Consider the following 17,480-nt stretch of genomic DNA (forward strand, 5'->3'; position numbering starts at 1 on the left):
GCAGTAACCGGTGAAGAAACTGTTACACTCTGTCCTGCTGCATTACCATATAGCTGGAACGGCCAGTCCATTACCGATGCCGGTGATTATACGGCAACGCTTACTGCCGCCAATGGTTGTGACTCGGTTGCTACACTGCATTTAGTAATCAATCCTGCAGTAACCGGTGAAGAGACTGTTACACTCTGTCCTGCTGCATTACCATATAGCTGGAACGGCCAGTCCATTACCGATGCCGGTGATTATACGGCTACACTCACTGCCGCTAATGGTTGTGACTCGGTTGCGACATTGCATTTAGTAATCAATCCAGCAGTAACCGGTGAAGAAACTGTTACACTCTGTCCTGCTGCATTACCATATAGCTGGAACGGCCAGTCCATTACCGATGCCGGTGATTATACGGCAACGCTTACTGCTGCCAATGGTTGTGATTCGATTGCCACATTACACCTGGTGATCAATCCTGCAGTAACCGGTGAAGAAACGGTTACACTCTGTCCTGCTGCATTACCATATAGCTGGAACGGCCAGTCCATTACCGATGCCGGTGATTATACGGCTACACTCACTGCCGCTAATGGTTGTGACTCGGTTGCGACATTGCATTTAGTAATCAATCCAGCAGTAACCGGTGAAGAAACTGTTACACTCTGTCCTGCTGCATTACCATATAGCTGGAACGGCCAGTCCATTACCGATGCCGGTGATTATACGGCAACGCTTACTGCTGCCAATGGTTGTGATTCCATTGCTACGCTGCATTTAGTAATAACACCAGAGCCACCGGCTCCGATAGTCAGTATAACACCTGCTATTTGTAACGCAATAAATGGAACTATCACAGTCAATTTGCCTGCGCCGGGCAATGGCATCACTTATAGTATCAATGGAGTCGACTTCCAATCCAGTAACATTTTCACGGCCCTTGCTCCAGGAAGCTATACTATAACGGTTAACGACATTAACGGATGCAATTCATCAACATCTGTCACAATTGATAAGACAACGAATATTTTCAATATTAATCAAAGGGTCACTAATATTAACTGTACGACAACCAACGGCGCCATTGACTTAACGGCAAGCGGCAGTACACCGCCTTACACTTTTGCATGGAGCGGACCTAACAATTTCACTTCCACTAATGAAGATATCACCGGTTTGTCCGCAGGCGACTACACCGTAATGGTAACCGACGCCAATGGATGTACCCAGACAAAGACCATAAAAGTTGGCCGCGATATAAATACAATTGCTATCAACCAGGTGGTAGCAAATACAATTTGCACTGCTAATAACGGCTCGATAAACCTGGTCGTTCAAAATGGGTCGGCTCCTTATGGCTATCAATGGTCAGGACCAAATAATTTCACTTCAACAAATAAAGATTTAAATGGATTGTCAGCAGGTAACTATACGGTTATTGTAACAGATGCAAATGGTTGCAGCGCTTCATCTGCCATAACAATCAGCCAGGTAAATAATATTATTACATTAAATAATTCCATTACAAATGCTACCTGCACAACGATGGATGGTTCTGTAAATCTTATTGTGAACGGTGGTAGTTCTCCTTATTCATATGCATGGACCGGGCCTTCAGGCTTCGTTGCCACAACAGAGGATTTGACTGGACTCGCACCAGGCGAATACAGTGTGGTTGTTAAAGATGTAAACGGCTGCTCAGCTACAATAACAGCAGTAGTTGGTCGATCAGATCTGGCACCAAACATTGTGACATCTGATATTTCATTGTGTTCTCCCGCTAATCTCACCGACCCATCGGTTACAGCCGGTTCGGATAATGGTTTGACATATACTTACTGGCTCGATGCCGCAGCTACTAACCCTGTTGCCAATCCGCAGACCGTACTTGCGGGAACCTATTATATCAAAGGAACAAATGCATTGGGCTGTTACTCGATCAAGCCTGTGACAGTAACCATCGAATCATCACCGGTATTTGTAGTAACCAATCCTGCAGGTGTTTGTGAACCTGCGACTGTAGATCTCACAGCTCCTGCTATTACAGCAGGCAGTGATCCACGCTTGACCTACACATATTGGATAGATCAGGCCACAACGATACCACTGACCAATCCGCAGGCTGTCAACACCAGTGGTACGTATTACATCAAAGCTTCAGCTGTCGGTGGATGTAATTTTGTGAAAGCGGTCGAAGTTGTCGTAAGTGTCACGAAAGGTGAAAAATCAATACGCTATCCAACTATAACCGTTTCGCCAAATACATCAATACAGTTAACTGCGAGAGCTCTATCACTCAATAATAAATACACCTGGTATCCGCCGGTTGGTCTGAACGCTTATGACAGAAAAAATCCAACCTTCCGCCACAACAGCAACGTGGAATACACCATTACAATAGATAATGGAACCCCATGCCCGGTAGTTGATACGCTGTTGGTGATGATGCGTCCGATAAATCCGGGCGGATGCGTGTCGGATATTTTTGTTCCGAAGGCTTGGTCGCCGAATAACGATGGTCATAATGATAAGCTCTACCCAATCCCAGTATGCATCCGTGAATTGATATACTTCCGTGTCTTTAATCGTTGGGGTGAACTTGTATTTGAAACCAATATTCTCCGACATGGATGGGATGGTATTTACAAAGGCGTTCCACAAGTAATGGATACGTATACATGGACATTAGAAGCTATAGGCGAAGACGGCAAATATTATAAGCGTGCCGGCAACTCAGTTCTTTTAAGATAAAATCAACTCATGACATGAACTCTTAAAAACTATTACAATGAAAACCTGGAATCGAATTGTGGCAGTTGTGCTTTTATTGATGGCGACAAAATCCTCGTTTGCACAGGATCCTAGTTTTTCTCAATTTTTTTCGTCACCCTTAAATATCAACCCCGGGCTGACGGCCAATATTAATGCAGACTGGCGGATGATCTCCAATTTCAGAGATCAATGGATCGGGCCGGCGAGTCCTTATGTCACGGGAACGGTTTCTTATGACATGAAGATCATGCAGAACAAAGTTCCTAATGTTGAAACAGAAAATAATATCATTGGTATTGGTACCATGCTAATGTTTGACCACGCCATGAGTGGCGTAGTAAAAAGCACTTATGCATCTTTTAATCTTTCCTACAATATCAAGTTGATAGAAAATGATCAGCAAAAGCAACGGCTTGGATTGGGATTTGGCGCTATCTACGGAAGAAGGCATATCGATTTTGACAGGCTGACTTTTGAAGAACAGTTTACCGGGAGTGGATTTAATACCAGTCTGCCTACCGGTGAACTGGCATTATCGAACATGAAACCTTACTTCTCGGCAAGTGCCGGCATTGTGTACACTTATACATCGCAAAAAAGCAATCTTGATCTTGGAGTGGCGGGTTTTCATTTAAACAAACCTAAACAAACCTTTTTGAAAGATGAAAACCAGATACTGGCGATGCGTAAAGTGGCACATGCCAATTTTGAAACATTTTTAAACGAACGTGTAGTACTGAATACAAATGCCATTTATCAATACCAGGATAAGGCGAGCTATTTTTCAGTTGGCGGAGCACTGGGCTACTATCTCGGTGACCAGGCAGGCTCCTTATTTACTACCGGGCTTTGGTATTGGTCAAAGAATGCTATCATACCTTATGCCGGACTTGCTTATGGTGATTTTCAATTCGGGCTCAGTTATGACATCACCATTTCAAAACTGAACCAGGCTGCACGAAAACCAAAGACCTGGGAGCTGTCCCTAATTTTACGCGGTGTTAAAAAACCGAGCGGCATTATTCCCTGTCCCTGGAAATAATCTATATCAAACGAAAAAGCGTCATAAGGACAAGCCCTATGACGCAACAAAAACTCACCTTATTTAAACCGTCCTTACTTACGAATTTCTAATAACTCTGTAGGAGTAATGAATGTGATCAAATGTGAAGGCACACCCATTTCAGACAAAGAGATAGTTGTAGGATATTCAAAGGATGTATTGCTACAGTTGCCAGCATCCCATCCGTTGTTGATACTTCCGCTTTTGTCTGTCCAGTTTACCCTGTTACCTTTTACAGTGATGTTAGAACAAGATGCACCTTGTTGTGCCCATACATAAAGAGGATTGTTGGTAAACTCCTGTTGTCTTGCGTAGATCTTGTTATTGATCAGAGAGATATTGCTACCACCAGCTGCTGCAATACCATATTGACCCGGATCGAGCAATGTATTGTTTTCAACAATTTGGTAACCGCCACCATAGTCGCCTGTCATGATACCACCCCCAGATGTTGATGGACCACCGCCTCTGAACATATTGTTACGAACAGAGATCGGGCTTGATGCAGTTCCTGAACTTTGATACAATGAAATCAGATCTTCCGGATCACTTTCACCAGCAAAATTCTCTCCCTGGTTGTTTTCAATGAGGTTGCCTTCGCCGCTTACATTGTTAAACTGTACAAACTGACCACGACCACCAGTGCTACGCATACGTACGTTTACAAATTGGTTGTTACGGATTTTGATTGTTTTAGAACCCAGTGCGTAAACACCGGTAGTTACACCATTGAATAAGCAATTCTCAATGGTGATGTTGGAAGAGTTTTCAATGCTGATCGCTTCTGCACTTGCCCTGTCGAAGAAACAGTTTCTGATAGTGATATTGCTGCTTCCATTTAACAGCAACGGATTTCCTGAAATGTCAACAAATCTCAAATTCTCGATTACAACATTTGATTGCCCGGACAGGTTCTTAGCCCCTGATGTAGGCAATGACAGATAAGCAACCGTTCCGGTTGACGGACTGGTGGGCTCTGTCGGCGTCGGAGATGTTACTGTATCCGTTGGAGAAGTAGGTGTTTCTGTAGTAGGAGTGTTGCGACGTCTTCTCTTGTATTCGGCGTCCTCCTTGCTACAACTGGTTATTAACGCTGCACTGAAGGCTAGTGCGAGTACGGCTTTGCCGCTAAACGACATAGGGTTTAGTTTCATAAGTATTGAATTTTCGCCTACATTGCCAACAAGTGTGCCACTAACACTTAACTGAAATCAATGCATTCAAACAACAACGTTTAAATAATTATTCATCAGTGATTAGAATATTTTTTCTGTTTTTTTCAGAATAAAAAACTGCAGATTTTTTTTCTTAGAAAAAATCAACGCATGAAAAAGTAAATAGAAGATGCAATAACATTAACTGAAATCAATGCATTGAAATTTGAATACGATTCTTAATAAATCAAATCACGAAGTAGTACTACTAACAGATGTAGTACTCAGGAAAGTGATGGCATAGATTTTTTTTGTATGACGGTAAGGCCATACACTTATTGAACTGAACAATGTTGCTCAATATAAAATTCAAATAATAAAAAAGGGATAGCCTGGTGAGCTATCCCTTCAAAGTGGAGCTGAGGGGAATCGAACCCCTGTCCAAACATATTCGTCAAAAGCTTTCTACATGCTTATTTCATTATTGTTTGTCGGCGATAAGCAGGAAATGAACAAACCAACTTATCACTTAGCTGAATGATCTTAGTCAACCGTCACAGCCTTCGGTCGCAGCATCCTGTTTTGTTGTTGAGTCGGCGGCGGGGCATGGTAACAGAACAACCGGCCCGGCGGCCCAAATGACTACTTAATCACTGATTAGGCAGCCATGGCATACTGAGTATTGCCATTTAAAGTTTGAATCTTCAGATTAAAGTGCTAATGATACAACGCACTGCATGCTTACACTCTCAAAGATCTATGCTGTCAAAACCGGAACAGCCCCAGTGCCAATTGACAATGGGCAATTGGCAATTGATTGTTTTATATTGCTTATTGTCTATTGTCATTTTCCCCAACCAAACCAATCGTTTCCATTGGCATATAACATCAACAATAGTAACAAAATCATGCCAGCCACTTGTGCATACTCCATGAATTTCTCATTGGGTTTTCTGCCACTCACCATTTCATATAAAGTAAACATGACGTGTCCGCCATCTAACGCAGGTATTGGTAAAAGGTTCATAAAGGCCAGGATGATGGAAAGAAATGCTGTGAATGTCCAGAAAGATTCCCATATCCAAACCGGGGCAAATGCACTCCCAATTGCTTTAAAACCTCCCAAGCCTTTATAGCCACCTGTCCTGGGATTTAGAATTTTTTTAAACTGGTCGATATAATAAGAAAGTTCACTGCCGGTTTTCTTTATACCTGCCGGAAAAGCGGCAAAAAATCCATATTTAGTCACATTCAATTTTAACCACCCCAAACTATCCATTTGTTGATAATCCCTGTAACCATATAGTCCAAACCCGAGTTTTCCTTCGGAATCCACCGGTGTCTTCAACTGTACTTCCTGGTTATTTCTTAGTACCGTAACAAGGACCTCTTTATTCTGCTTTTTATCTAATTGCGCCTTCAGCTCATCATAAAACTGAACTTTTACTGAATCTATCCCGACTATTTGGTCATCTTTTCGCAACCCGGCTTTAAACAGTCGGGATGTGTCGGGTACAAATAAAGCTATTGCCGGTATTCTCGGTTCAATTAATGAAATTCTTCCCTTTTTCTTGTTTTCTATCAGTTGTCCCAGCAAGTCTTCAGGAATATGAATATCCATTACCTTTCCATCCCGCTCTATCGTGATTTTTTCATCAGACACAATCATCCTTTTCAGTGTCCTTTCAAAATCATCAATTGTTTCACCATCTACGGCAATAATTTTATCACCGCTTTTCAGACCTATTTTTTGCAACGTACTATCGGTAACCTGTATTCCATACTTTAAAGAACTAGAAGGTATTTTTTTGTCGCCCCAAATCATCAAAACAAACGCATAGATAATAAATGCCACCAGCACATTCATAATGATCCCACCCAACATAATGATGAGTCTTTGCCAGGCTGGTTTGCTTCTAAACTCCCATTCTTTTGGTGGTTGTTTCATTGCTTCTTTATCCATGCTTTCGTCAATCATCCCGGAGATTTTCACATATCCACCCAGGGGCAACCAACCTATCCCATATACTGTTTCACCAACTTTCTTCTTTACCAATGAAAACCATGGATCGAAAAACAAAAAGAATTTCTCTACCCGGCAACCAAACCACCTGGCAGTAATATAGTGGCCAAACTCATGCAACACAATTAGTATTGACAAGGCCAATAGCAACTGCCCCACCTGCACGCCTACCGCACCCCAATTGATTGCTAATAAATACATATTCAAAAAATATATTTTATAAAAAATTGAAAGAATCGCAAATATCAGCTAAATATAAAAGATTTTTTAACCGTTGCTGAATTATTTGATTTTATTAAGAATAACAATATAAAGGAAGCAATTGTTAAAGCCGGATAAGATCGGCGGCATAGTTACGGGCCATGCCATCGCTTTCAAAATATTCATCCAAAGTCGGGTTTTCAATAAAGTTGACCTTTTGCATTGTCTTTTCAATGATATCCGTCATATCCAAAAAGTTGACCCTGTTGCGAAGAAAGGCATATACAGCAATTTCGTTAGCAGCATTCATGACTGCAGGCAGGTTGCCACCTTTATTCAACGCCTCCATTGCCAGTACAAGGTTTTTGAATGTTCGCAGATCAGGATCTTCAAAAGTCAATGTGTTTACCTTTTTGAAATCGTAACGTGGAAAATTGTTAGCAATACGCCTGGGAAAAGCTAATGCATACTGAATAGGCAGCTTCATATCGGGTAATCCCATTTGAGCTTTTATACTTCCGTCTTCAAACTGTACCATGCTATGAATAATACTCTGCGGATGAATAACCACTTGTATCTGCTCAGGCTTTAAGTTAAACAACCATTTTGCTTCGATCATTTCCAGCCCTTTATTCATCAGTGTTGCTGAGTCAATACTCACTTTCACACCCATATTCCAATTAGGGTGCTGCAATGCATGTTCTCTTTTTACATTAACAAGGTAGTTAGGTTTTCTTCCAAGAAACGGGCCTCCGGATGCAGTCAGGATGATTTTTTCAATACGGTTTCTTGTTTCACCAACCAGGCATTGAAAGATAGCTGAATGTTCTGAATCGACCGGTATCACAGGAACCCTGTTCTCCACCGCTTTCCGCATGATGATATCACCGGCTACCACTAAAGTTTCTTTATTAGCCAGAGCAATGGGCTTACCAATGCTAATCGCTTGTAAAGTTGGCCTGAGTCCGGCATACCCCACTATAGCGGCCAGCATCAGATCATAACAATCCATGGCCGCCACTTCCTCCAATGATTTTTCACCGGCAAAAACTTTTATATCGGTTGATGCAAGGGCATCTTTTACTTTTAAATATTTTTTTTCGTCGCCTATGACTACCATGTTGGGATTGAACCGCAAAGCCTGCTCTATCAACAATTCTTCATTAGTATAAGCAGTCAATATTTCGGCCGAAAACAAACCAGGATTAGCTGCAATCACATCCAATGCCTGTGTGCCAATTGAACCTGTAGAACCGAATACTGCAATACGCCTGGTCAATCGCTCCGCCGAAGCGTCTGCCGATTCAGCCTTTTTATATTGTTGTTCTTTCATTTTTTACAATCTCTAATTTAATTCCCGGCAGCTATCAGAAATCATTAATTATCCATCCATTTAATTAAATCATCGGCAATCTTTCGATCGTTACTCAAACGGGGTACCTTATTTTGTCCCCCCAATTTACCCACTGACTTCATATAGTCAATGAAACCATTTTTTCTTATCGCGGTCAATTTCAACGGCCGTAAAATATTCCCGGAGATAAGATCATCATAATAAACATTTTTCTGACGCAAATTTTCATCCAGCTTTTTTGCAAAGGCTTGCATATTGGCTGGCTTATTTTCAAATTCGATAAACCATTCATGATAAGACTTCCCTTCTCCTTCACTCACATAAGGAGCAACTGTAAACTCCGTTATTTGAACATGCTCCTCCTCAGCAGCTTTTAAGAGACTTTGCTCCACTTCCTCTCCTATTACATGCTCACCAAATGCAGAAATAAAATGCTTTGTTCTGCCAGTCACAACAAGCCTGTAGGGATTCGTAGATACAAACTTTACTGTATCTCCTAAGTTATATCCCCAAAGTCCTGCATTGCTATTAATAATGAGTGCGTAGTTCTCACCGACTTTCACATCAGCTAAAGAAAGGCGGGAAGGGTTGGCATTGTTGATTTCACCGGCAGGAATGAATTCAAAGAAAATTCCACTGTTGGTGTTTAACAAGAGACCTTCTGCATTTTGAGAATCCTGGAAAGCAAAAAATCCCTCACTTGCTGGAAATAGTTCTATCGTATCAATCTTCTTACCGATACTTTCAAACAACTTGGCTTTGTAGGGTTCAAAGTTTACACCACCTTGCACCATCAGGCTGAAATTCGGGAACAGTTCTGCTATCTTCCTGCCGCTTCTCTTCATCAGTTCATCAAAATACATCTGCATCCACGGTGGTATCCCGCTGATCAGGGTCATATCCTTGTTGATCGTTTCATCCACGATCTTATTCAACTTGCTTTCCCAATCTTCAATGCAATTAGTTTCATACGAAGGCAGCTGATTGGTGCGTAAATAACCCGGCACATGATGATTGACGATTCCACTCAACCGGCCGGTGGGGATACCACCTACCCTTTCCAACACCGGCGATCCTGACAGGAAGATCATTTTACCATTGGCAAATCTTGAATTCCCTGTTTCCGCCATATAGCAAAGCAGTGCATTCCGGGCGGTATTAATATGATTAGGAATCGAGTCTTTGGTGATTGGAATATACTTTGTGCCACTGGTAGTACCCGAGGTTTTGGCTAAGTAAATGGGCCGGCCTTTCCAAAGCACGTTATGCTTTCCTTCTTTTATCAAATCGATGAAAGGACGGAATTGCTCATAGTCCCGAATGGAAACGGCCTGCTTAAATTCGTCGTAGGCGTTCACCTTGTCCAGCCCTGCCTGTTTTCCAAACTCGGTATTTCGTCCGATTTTAATAAGATCTTTCAGAATATTTTCCTGGTCAACAACAGCGGTAGCCATGCCTTTACGGATACCTTTATATATATAGGAAGCAAATGGCTTAGCTAAGAAAGACTTGATTTTCATCTGTATATATCGGTTTTGCCCGCCTGATGAAACGGGCATATGTCTTAATTATGGGTAACTGAATCGGCAATTCACAAAGATAAAGGAAGGCAATTCAAAAGGGCCGTGATTTTGGTCATTAAAACTTTGACATTTCCGTTTGCGGGTTGAAATTTTCCCCTTACCTTTGCCACCCTAATTTCAGATTATGATAGCAGTAATAAAAGTGGCCGGTCAGCAATTTAAAGTAGAAAAGGATCAGACTCTGTTCGTTCCGCATGTAGCAGGAAACGCCGGAGATAAAGTAAACCTGGAAGTAATATTAGCGGAAGCTGATGGAAAGCTCTCGGTTGGTTCTGCTTTAAAAACAAAAGTATCTGCAGAAATCCTTGATCATGTAAAAGGCGATACTGTGATCGCTTACAAACAAAAAAGAAGAAAAGGCTTTCACAAAAAGAAAGGTCATCGTACTGCTTATACAAAAATCAAAGTAACAAGCATCGCTTAAGAAATAACAAATTAAAAATTACAAATTCCAGTTACAGTATACTTTGAAATTTGGAATTTATTATTTGGAATTTAAAATTTATAAAACATGGCACATAAGAAAGGTGAAGGTAGTGTAAAGAACGGCCGCGATTCACAAAGCAAACGCCTTGGTGTAAAAATTTTTGGTGGTCAACCCGCTGTTGCAGGTAACATCATCCTTCGTCAACGTGGTACTGTTTATCATCCTGGAAAAAATGTTGGAGTTGGAAAAGACTTTACATTGTTTGCATTGAGTGATGGTGTAGTTGAATTCAGAAAAGGTCGTAACGACAGAACATATGTTTCTGTAACTGCAGCTGAAGCATAACTTCTTCGATTGTCATTTTGTGGAAAAAAAATTTGGGTAGTATAAAATAATTATTATTTTTACTTACGATAACCCATTTCACTAAACATTAAATTCTAAAAAATGGCAACAAAGAAAAAAGCAGCTAAAAAAGCAGCTCCAAAGAAAGCAGCTAAGAAAGCAGCTCCAAAGAAAAAAGCAGCTAAGAAAGCAGCTCCAAAGAAAAAAGCAGCTAAAAAGAAATAAGTTTAATTTCTTAGAAGTTTATAAGAGTCCTGAGTTAATCAGGACTTTTTCTTTTATAGTACTCCTTTCTCTTAACCAAAATAAAATTTCCCGCATTATATTAACTTGCGTCAATGGATAACTCTGCCATTGCCGACAACTTTTCTCTTCTCTCCAAACTAATGGACATCCATGGAGAGAACTCATTCAAAACAAAAACCTATTCCATTGCAGCTTTTAATATTGATAAGCTTCCGCTGCAATTAAAAGATACTCCCCGTGAAAATTTGTTTAGTATCCAGGGCATCGGAAAAAGCGTTGGAGAGAAAGTGATTGAAATGCTTGACCACGGGCACCTGACTATCCTCAATGAATATATCGCTGCTACGCCTGTTGGTGTGGTTGAAATGCTAAACATAAAAGGCATCGGCCCAAAGAAGATTCATACGATCTGGAAAGAGATGGGAATTGAATCGGTCGGCGAATTATTATATGCCTGTAATGAAAACAGGCTAACCCTCTTCAAAGGTTTTGGAGAAAAGACACAGCAAAACGTCCAGGAGTCAATTGAATATTACCTGCAAAACCAAGGAAGCTTTTTATATGCCCAGGTTGATGAATTATTTCCACAGATAGATGCCTACCTGAAAAAAATATTCACTCCCGAAAAAGTTTGTGTAACCGGCGCATTTCGAAGACAGGACCTGACAATTGATGAACTCGAGTATATCGTTTTGGAAAACAATGACACGATAAAACCAAAATTTCAAACCGCACAACCACCAGAGTTGTTGGAAGAAACGTCCGGCAGTCTCTTATATAAATTAAAAAATGGCTTAAAACTAAAATTATATACAGGAGGAAAAAACAGGGCGGAACATTTATTTAATACAACCGGCTCCCCGGATTTCTTAGCAGCTTTTCAAACAGAATTTCCGGACATTTCCGGTGTGCTAACAGGAAAAGAAGATGAAGATATTTTCACACAGGCAGGTGTTCAATACATACCACCCTGTCAACGGGAAACCGCGGGTATCATTGACAAAGCAAAAAAGAAGCAACTACCCGCTCTCATACAGCCTGCAGACGTAAGGTCAATTATCCATAGCCATAGTAACTGGAGCGACGGCGCCAATACGATTGAAGAAATGGCAAATGAGTGTATAAAAAGAAATTTAGAATACCTGGTTATTTCAGATCACTCCAAAACGGCGGCTTACGCCAATGGTCTGTCGGAAGAAAGAATCAGGGAACAGCACCGGTATATCGATGAATTAAATAAAAAGCTGGCTCCATTCAAAATATTCAAGAGTATAGAGTGTGACATTCTGAATGACGGAACACTTGATTACAGCAACGATATTTTAGCAAGCTTTGATCTTATCATTGCCTCTGTTCACAGCAACTTAAAAATGTCAGAAGAAAAAGCAATGCCCCGTTTACTAACTGCTCTTTCTAATCCCTATGTAACCATTTTGGGACATTTAACGGGGCGTTTATTATTGAGCCGTAAAGGCTATCCACTCGATCATAAAAAAATAATTGATGTTTGCGCTGCCAACAATATCGCGGTTGAAGTAAATGCCCACCCCCGTCGTCTCGACCTCGATTGGCGGTGGATAGAATATGCGACCGAAAAAAATGTGGTGCTTTCCATTAATCCCGATGCACACTACCTCGAAGGCTTCAATGATGTTAAATATGGCGTATTAGCTGCGCAAAAAGGTGGCTTGACAAAAGAACAAAACCTGAGCAGTTTTTCATTGCAGCAATTTGAAACATACCTGGCAAACCGCAAAAAACAAAAAGGCATTTAATTGGCTAATGGCACTTCCACATGAAAAGTAGTGCCATTTCCTTTTTCTGTATCAAACCATATTTTCCCTTTTACCTGTTCCACTATTCCTTTACACATTGCCAGTCCAAGACCAGTGCCTGATGACTTCGTGGTGAAGTTTGGAATGAATATACGGGATTGCATTTCCTGCGGTATTCCTTCGCCATGATCTTTGATATTTATTTTCACCACTCCGTCATACCGTTCTTCCGTGACTTCGATCTTGCAGTCTCCCTCCTCACTGGCTTCCACGGCATTGGCAAAAAGATTGGTAAACAAACGGTTCATCTGCGTTTTATCAGCATTCACAATGATTTTTTCAGGCAAAGGTTTCCAGATAAACTCAATGTTTTCGTCCGATCGATACAACTCATGCAATGAACGCAGCACATCATGCAAATCAAACTCTTCCATATTTGTATTACTGATATTCGCAAACTGTGAAAAGTCGGCAGCGATTTTTGACAGGTGATCTATTTGTTCCACCAAAGTATTAGCAACATTGCTTGACAATTCCTTTACATTGGGATGATTGCTATCTATCGATTTTTGCAGGTACTGAATACTCAGCTTCATGGGCGTCAATGGATTTTTGATCTCATGCGCTACCTGCCTCGCCATTTCACGCCACGCTCCTTCTCTTTCTGTCTTGGCAAGAGCTTCAGCACTCTCTTCCAGCTTTGCCACCATTTTATTGTATTCTTTGACAAGATCACCGATTTCATCCTTCCGGCTCCATACAATTTCTTCGTTCATCCTTCCCAGGTTCACATCTTTCATCTTATCACTTATAATTGAGAAAGAACGGGTGATCCTGTTGGTAATAAATAAGGCGATAAGTCCCGCTATCAATAATATAAAGGCATTAAGATTGATCACCGTCACGATAAAGTTGGATATCTCCTGGTCAAGCTCAGGCTGCGATGTAAAATAGGGAATGCTTAAATAGGCGTAGGCTCTTCCATCTTTATCCCTCACAGGTGCATAGATACTTAAATAAGAAAGATTGGCAATCTGCTCTTCCTGCACATATTCGATCAGGTTTTGCCTGTTCAGGCGGTAAAAAGCAACGGGATCCATTTTTTTACTCAGGACGCCTCTTGTATAAACATTATCCTCAGATGAAACCTGTAGGTCGCCATTCAGATCATATACATTTACATCCACACCATGAATAACAGAAACATCTTTTACCAGTGCCTGCAGGGTGTAAACGGAACCCGAATCATTCATCTGAACAAACGGATCAAAGGGATATTCGCTGTCAATCCTTTTTTCCATTTCGTTCACCATTATTTTCATCGTACGGCTTAGCTTGTCGCTGTTATTCCGGTGATACCGGTTTTTAAAAAATGTAATAGTTGCAACTCCGATAATGATGAAAGAAAATATGCTGATAAAAATAATCGTGCTGTGCACCTGGTTCCGGATGTTGAAATGAAAAAAGCTTTTGAATCCGTCCCAATCATACACCGCTTTTAAAATCAGTGACAGTATCTGCACAATAAAAACGAGAAACAGAAACGAACAGAATATGTAGGAGAACAAGGTGATGGCTTCAATTATTGTATCCCCTTTACGGGCCATAACTACCACTTTTTCATTACTGGCCCGGTACCACATTTCATCATAATCTCCATTTGCTTTTCGTTCGAACTCTTTGTTCTTCGGAATATCCTTATCGGTCAATTGTGTTGCAAAAGGATACTTATTAGAAAGAGCAATTAGCTTTTTCTGGCTATACACCGCATAGGAATAAATAGGCGAATTCTCGGGATCATTCTTTTTATATTGCTTAAAAAATTCCGGGAACAGTGCATCTCCCCTGTATTTTTTAGGATTAGAAATCAGGAAAAAGTAGCCGAGCTTGTTCGAATTGCTATCCGTAACAACCCTCTCAGTGATATAGGTGTATTTATCAAAAGCCGTTTCGTAATAGTAAAGATCAGGCGTTTTGGTGGGATGAGATTGAACGGTTACAATCGTGTTTAATGCATCAAAAGTGGTGAAATCTTCATTATACAAAGGTCGTTTGAGCGAGTCGTAAACATAGAGCTTTGTCTCATATTTATTGATATAGGCGCTATAATTGCTCCGCATGATGCTATCGCGGATATAATGATTGCTGGCACTGTCCCCGAAACGATAAAAATTTTCCTGCAGAAAATCATTATCCAAATATTTCATGGCAATGTTCATCAGGCGTTCACTGGACGCATCCGTTTGATCCGCTAATTTTTCAGCATAAAACTTTCTTTTTTCCCACTCTGCCTTCCGGTTCTCCGCCAACATGATGGCTGCAATGGAAACCGAGAATAAAAAGATCCAGAACAGGATGCCGGCAATATTGATACGGATGCGATTTAAGATCACCCCGTCCTTGTTAACTAACCACGTGTAAAGAAGCAGCCAGGCCAGTACAGGAATATAAAATAAGACTGCCGGATCTCCGGATTTTAAACTCAGGTAAATAAGGCCTGAAAACCCGATAGCAAAATATACCAACCATATATTGTTGCTGAATAACGGGAAAATCACTCTAAACAATAATTGCGTGAAATAGTAGTAAGACAGTGACAGCGTAGCCAGCACTATAAAACCAACGACGGTATACCGGTCAAGACTGAAAAAGTTGGTAACATCAAAAGATATTTTTGAATCAGCGACAATACTTCTGATAACCGACGAAAGAATAAAAGTTGAATAAATTAGCAGGCAAAGGCAAAAAACACCGGCCGTCACCCTTAGCCAACGATAAGGCAGCCATTGCACGATATTTTTTACATGCTGTACTTTGTACCAGGTAAATAATACCAACCAACAGAAAAAAGTGGAATTCATCAACAGATCACCCAATGATCTCTGAATAATATTTGAGCCGTAGATGGAAGGATCAAACAATTCAAACTGGCGGAGATTTAACAACTCCGGAAACATGTAGATGATGATCCGGATAGCCAATAAAGACACTCCTAAAAAAGCAATGCCTTTCCATCTTTTATCCCTGGCCAATGACTCCGCCACCAAATGAGTAAAGAGTAACAGCAACAGCAGTCCGCTAAATCGTAAAATGATGGTGAGTTTGTTGTTGTAGGGTACAGCACCAGCTGTTTTTTTATCGAGATAGTATAATGTGTTGCCCGTTAAGGATTTTACAGGAAAGTCAGTTTTTGTTTTACTCAGGACAACCCGGTTATCGGCTGAATTGCTGTAAACAAATTTTTGTGGCAGATACTCCGTCTCCAAAAAAAATTCTGATCGCACCGGTATCATCGCATACGCAAAAACCGGGTAGGCAGGCAGGTTAATAATTCGCTTGATCACCAGGTAATAGCCATTATCCAGGTGCATAAACTCTTCCATATCTCCTGCTCCAAATGTCTGGGACGGTGGCAGAATAAGCTGGTCATTCCAAAAACTTAAAGACAGCGTATTCGTGGTATTGATCCGGTATAAAAATATACCATAGGACCTTGAAATGACATCATGAAACTCATTAGCCGATTCCGTGTTTTCTACCAATTTCCTGATCAGTACGGTGTCAGCAAGAAACGAATTAAAATTCTTTTGTTGCCGGTGAAGATAGTTTTCAGCATTCTTGACCTCCTGTATTACCGACGTGCGATTGGTATATAGCTTATTAAATATGAAAGAAAGTGCAAAAAGAATGGCTGCCAGGAGAAGCAAGCTGGATTTCCAGACAAAACTATTTTTAAAGAGTGGCTTCACGTATCCCTATGTTGTTTTACACTGTTCCAGATGTCGTCTAATTCTGTAAGGGTCATTTTGGTCATATCTTTTCCTTCCTTCAAAACCTGTTGCTCCATCTGTGTAAAGCGGTGGATGAATTTTTTATTGGTTAGTTCAAGAGCATTTTCAGCATCCACCTGCAAAAACCGTGCATAATTAATTAAAGAAAATATAAGATCACCAAACTCCTCTTCCACTTTCGCTTGTTGACCCGTATCAATGACCTCCTTCAGCTCTTTCATTTCCTCTTCCACTTTTTCCCAAACCTGGTCTTCGTTTTCCCATTCAAAGCCAACCTGCTTCGCCTTTTCCTGCAACCGCATCGCTTTTACCGTGGCTGGCAATGATGCCGGCACCCCACCCAGAATCGATTTTTTGCCCTCTTTCAATTTCAGCTTTTCCCAATTTTTTTTCACTTCTTCTTCATCCGCAACTTTAATCACTTCTCCACCATTGGCGGCATCACCGTATATATGCGGATGCCGGAATATCAATTTTTCACTGATGCTCGTAATCACTTCCTCCAAATCGAACTTTTTTTGTTCATTGCCGATTTTTGCATAAAACAAAATATGCAACAGCAGGTCACCCAATTCTTCCTTTAAGCCCTTCCAGTCCTCGTTGGTTATAGCATCAGCTAATTCATAAGTCTCTTCAATGGTCAATTGTCGGAGGCTTTGAATTGTTTGTTTTCTATCCCAGGGACATTTTTCCCGGAGATCGTCCATTATAGAAACCAGTTTAAGAAAAGCTCCACTCAGTGTATCGTTCATTAGTTA

Annotated in this window: 12 protein-coding genes and 1 other RNA gene; 6 read left to right on the forward strand and 7 right to left on the reverse strand. The window is 40.9% G+C overall.

The features are described 5' to 3' along the window. Together ACFEL9_RS00005 and ACFEL9_RS00010 are read left to right on the forward strand one after the other, a co-directional pair. On the forward strand, positions 1 to 2,739 hold a 2,739-nt coding region (locus ACFEL9_RS00005), incomplete at its 5' end, for a T9SS type B sorting domain-containing protein (protein WP_385884991.1). Positions 2,740 to 2,776: 37 nt separating this feature from the next. Further along, positions 2,777 to 3,802 carry a PorP/SprF family type IX secretion system membrane protein gene (locus ACFEL9_RS00010; protein ID WP_385884993.1) on the forward strand — a complete coding sequence of 342 codons (1,026 nt, stop codon included), beginning with the start codon at positions 2,777 to 2,779 and terminating at the stop codon, positions 3,800 to 3,802. 74 nt (positions 3,803 to 3,876) lie between these two features. On the opposite strand, the gene ACFEL9_RS00015 is transcribed toward ACFEL9_RS00010, so the two are convergent. The 5 genes from ACFEL9_RS00015 to ACFEL9_RS00035 all read right to left on the reverse strand — a co-directional run bounded on the left by ACFEL9_RS00015 (position 3,877) and on the right by ACFEL9_RS00035 (position 10,075). Further along, entirely contained in the window at positions 3,877 to 4,977 is a 1,101-nt protein-coding gene (locus ACFEL9_RS00015; RefSeq protein WP_385884995.1) for a right-handed parallel beta-helix repeat-containing protein, read from the reverse strand. A 411-nt stretch (positions 4,978 to 5,388) separates the two neighbouring features. After that, positions 5,389 to 5,761: a transfer-messenger RNA gene (gene ssrA / locus ACFEL9_RS00020) on the reverse strand. A gap of 60 nt (positions 5,762 to 5,821) precedes the next feature. Then, complete coding sequence (gene rseP, locus ACFEL9_RS00025) at positions 5,822 to 7,201, reverse strand: RIP metalloprotease RseP (protein ID WP_385884997.1); 1,380 nt, start codon at positions 7,199 to 7,201, stop codon at positions 5,822 to 5,824. Positions 7,202 to 7,325: 124 nt separating this feature from the next. Next, positions 7,326 to 8,534 carry a 1-deoxy-D-xylulose-5-phosphate reductoisomerase gene (locus ACFEL9_RS00030; RefSeq protein ID WP_385884998.1) on the reverse strand — a complete coding sequence of 403 codons (1,209 nt, stop codon included), beginning with the start codon at positions 8,532 to 8,534 and terminating at the stop codon, positions 7,326 to 7,328. A 44-nt stretch (positions 8,535 to 8,578) separates the two neighbouring features. Next, entirely contained in the window at positions 8,579 to 10,075 is a 1,497-nt protein-coding gene (locus tag ACFEL9_RS00035) for a GH3 auxin-responsive promoter family protein (protein ID WP_385885000.1), read from the reverse strand. A gap of 187 nt (positions 10,076 to 10,262) precedes the next feature. Here ACFEL9_RS00035 and rplU point away from each other — a divergent pair, with 187 nt between their 5' ends. The 4 genes from rplU (at position 10,263) to ACFEL9_RS00055 (ending at position 12,931) form a co-directional block, all read left to right on the forward strand. Next, positions 10,263 to 10,562, forward strand: a complete 300-nt coding sequence (gene rplU / locus ACFEL9_RS00040; protein WP_276504940.1) for a 50S ribosomal protein L21 — start codon at positions 10,263 to 10,265, stop codon at positions 10,560 to 10,562. Between the two features lie 87 nt (positions 10,563 to 10,649). Beyond that, positions 10,650 to 10,910 (forward strand): 50S ribosomal protein L27, encoded by a 261-nt coding sequence (gene rpmA, locus ACFEL9_RS00045; RefSeq protein ID WP_276504939.1) that lies wholly within the window; start codon positions 10,650 to 10,652, stop codon positions 10,908 to 10,910. A gap of 102 nt (positions 10,911 to 11,012) precedes the next feature. Further along, positions 11,013 to 11,135: a hypothetical protein gene (locus tag ACFEL9_RS00050; protein WP_276504938.1), complete on the forward strand. Its 123-nt coding sequence runs from the start codon at positions 11,013 to 11,015 to the stop codon at positions 11,133 to 11,135. Between the two features lie 113 nt (positions 11,136 to 11,248). Continuing rightward, the gene (locus ACFEL9_RS00055; RefSeq protein ID WP_385885001.1) at positions 11,249 to 12,931 is read left to right on the forward strand and encodes a DNA polymerase/3'-5' exonuclease PolX; all 1,683 of its coding nucleotides are present in this window, start codon (positions 11,249 to 11,251) and stop codon (positions 12,929 to 12,931) included. Here the strand turns inward: ACFEL9_RS00055 and ACFEL9_RS00060 are convergent. After that, the gene (locus ACFEL9_RS00060) at positions 12,928 to 16,680 is read right to left on the reverse strand and encodes an ATP-binding protein (protein ID WP_385885003.1); all 3,753 of its coding nucleotides are present in this window, start codon (positions 16,678 to 16,680) and stop codon (positions 12,928 to 12,930) included. The two genes, ACFEL9_RS00055 and ACFEL9_RS00060, sit on opposite strands and share 4 nt — an antisense overlap. Continuing rightward, complete coding sequence (gene mazG / locus ACFEL9_RS00065) at positions 16,677 to 17,474, reverse strand: nucleoside triphosphate pyrophosphohydrolase (RefSeq protein ID WP_385885005.1); 798 nt, start codon at positions 17,472 to 17,474, stop codon at positions 16,677 to 16,679. The genes ACFEL9_RS00060 and mazG overlap by 4 nt, the downstream gene beginning before the upstream one ends. Positions 17,475 to 17,480 lie beyond the last annotated feature (6 nt).

Origin of the sequence: Terrimonas alba, from assembly GCF_042434975.1 — a bacterium.
GTDB lineage: Bacteria > Bacteroidota > Bacteroidia > Chitinophagales > Chitinophagaceae > Terrimonas_B > Terrimonas_B alba.

Coding starts and splice junctions, on each gene's coding strand:
- ACFEL9_RS00010 (WP_385884993.1), top strand. CDS start 2,777: ATGAAAACCTGGAATCGAATTGTGGCAGTTGTGCTTTTATTGATGGCG.
- ACFEL9_RS00015 (WP_385884995.1), bottom strand. CDS start 4,977: ATGAAACTAAACCCTATGTCGTTTAGCGGCAAAGCCGTACTCGCACTA.
- rseP (WP_385884997.1), bottom strand. CDS start 7,201: ATGTATTTATTAGCAATCAATTGGGGTGCGGTAGGCGTGCAGGTGGGG.
- ACFEL9_RS00030 (WP_385884998.1), bottom strand. CDS start 8,534: ATGAAAGAACAACAATATAAAAAGGCTGAATCGGCAGACGCTTCGGCG.
- ACFEL9_RS00035 (WP_385885000.1), bottom strand. CDS start 10,075: ATGAAAATCAAGTCTTTCTTAGCTAAGCCATTTGCTTCCTATATATAT.
- rplU (WP_276504940.1), top strand. CDS start 10,263: ATGATAGCAGTAATAAAAGTGGCCGGTCAGCAATTTAAAGTAGAAAAG.
- rpmA (WP_276504939.1), top strand. CDS start 10,650: ATGGCACATAAGAAAGGTGAAGGTAGTGTAAAGAACGGCCGCGATTCA.
- ACFEL9_RS00050 (WP_276504938.1), top strand. CDS start 11,013: ATGGCAACAAAGAAAAAAGCAGCTAAAAAAGCAGCTCCAAAGAAAGCA.
- ACFEL9_RS00055 (WP_385885001.1), top strand. CDS start 11,249: ATGGATAACTCTGCCATTGCCGACAACTTTTCTCTTCTCTCCAAACTA.
- mazG (WP_385885005.1), bottom strand. CDS start 17,474: ATGAACGATACACTGAGTGGAGCTTTTCTTAAACTGGTTTCTATAATG.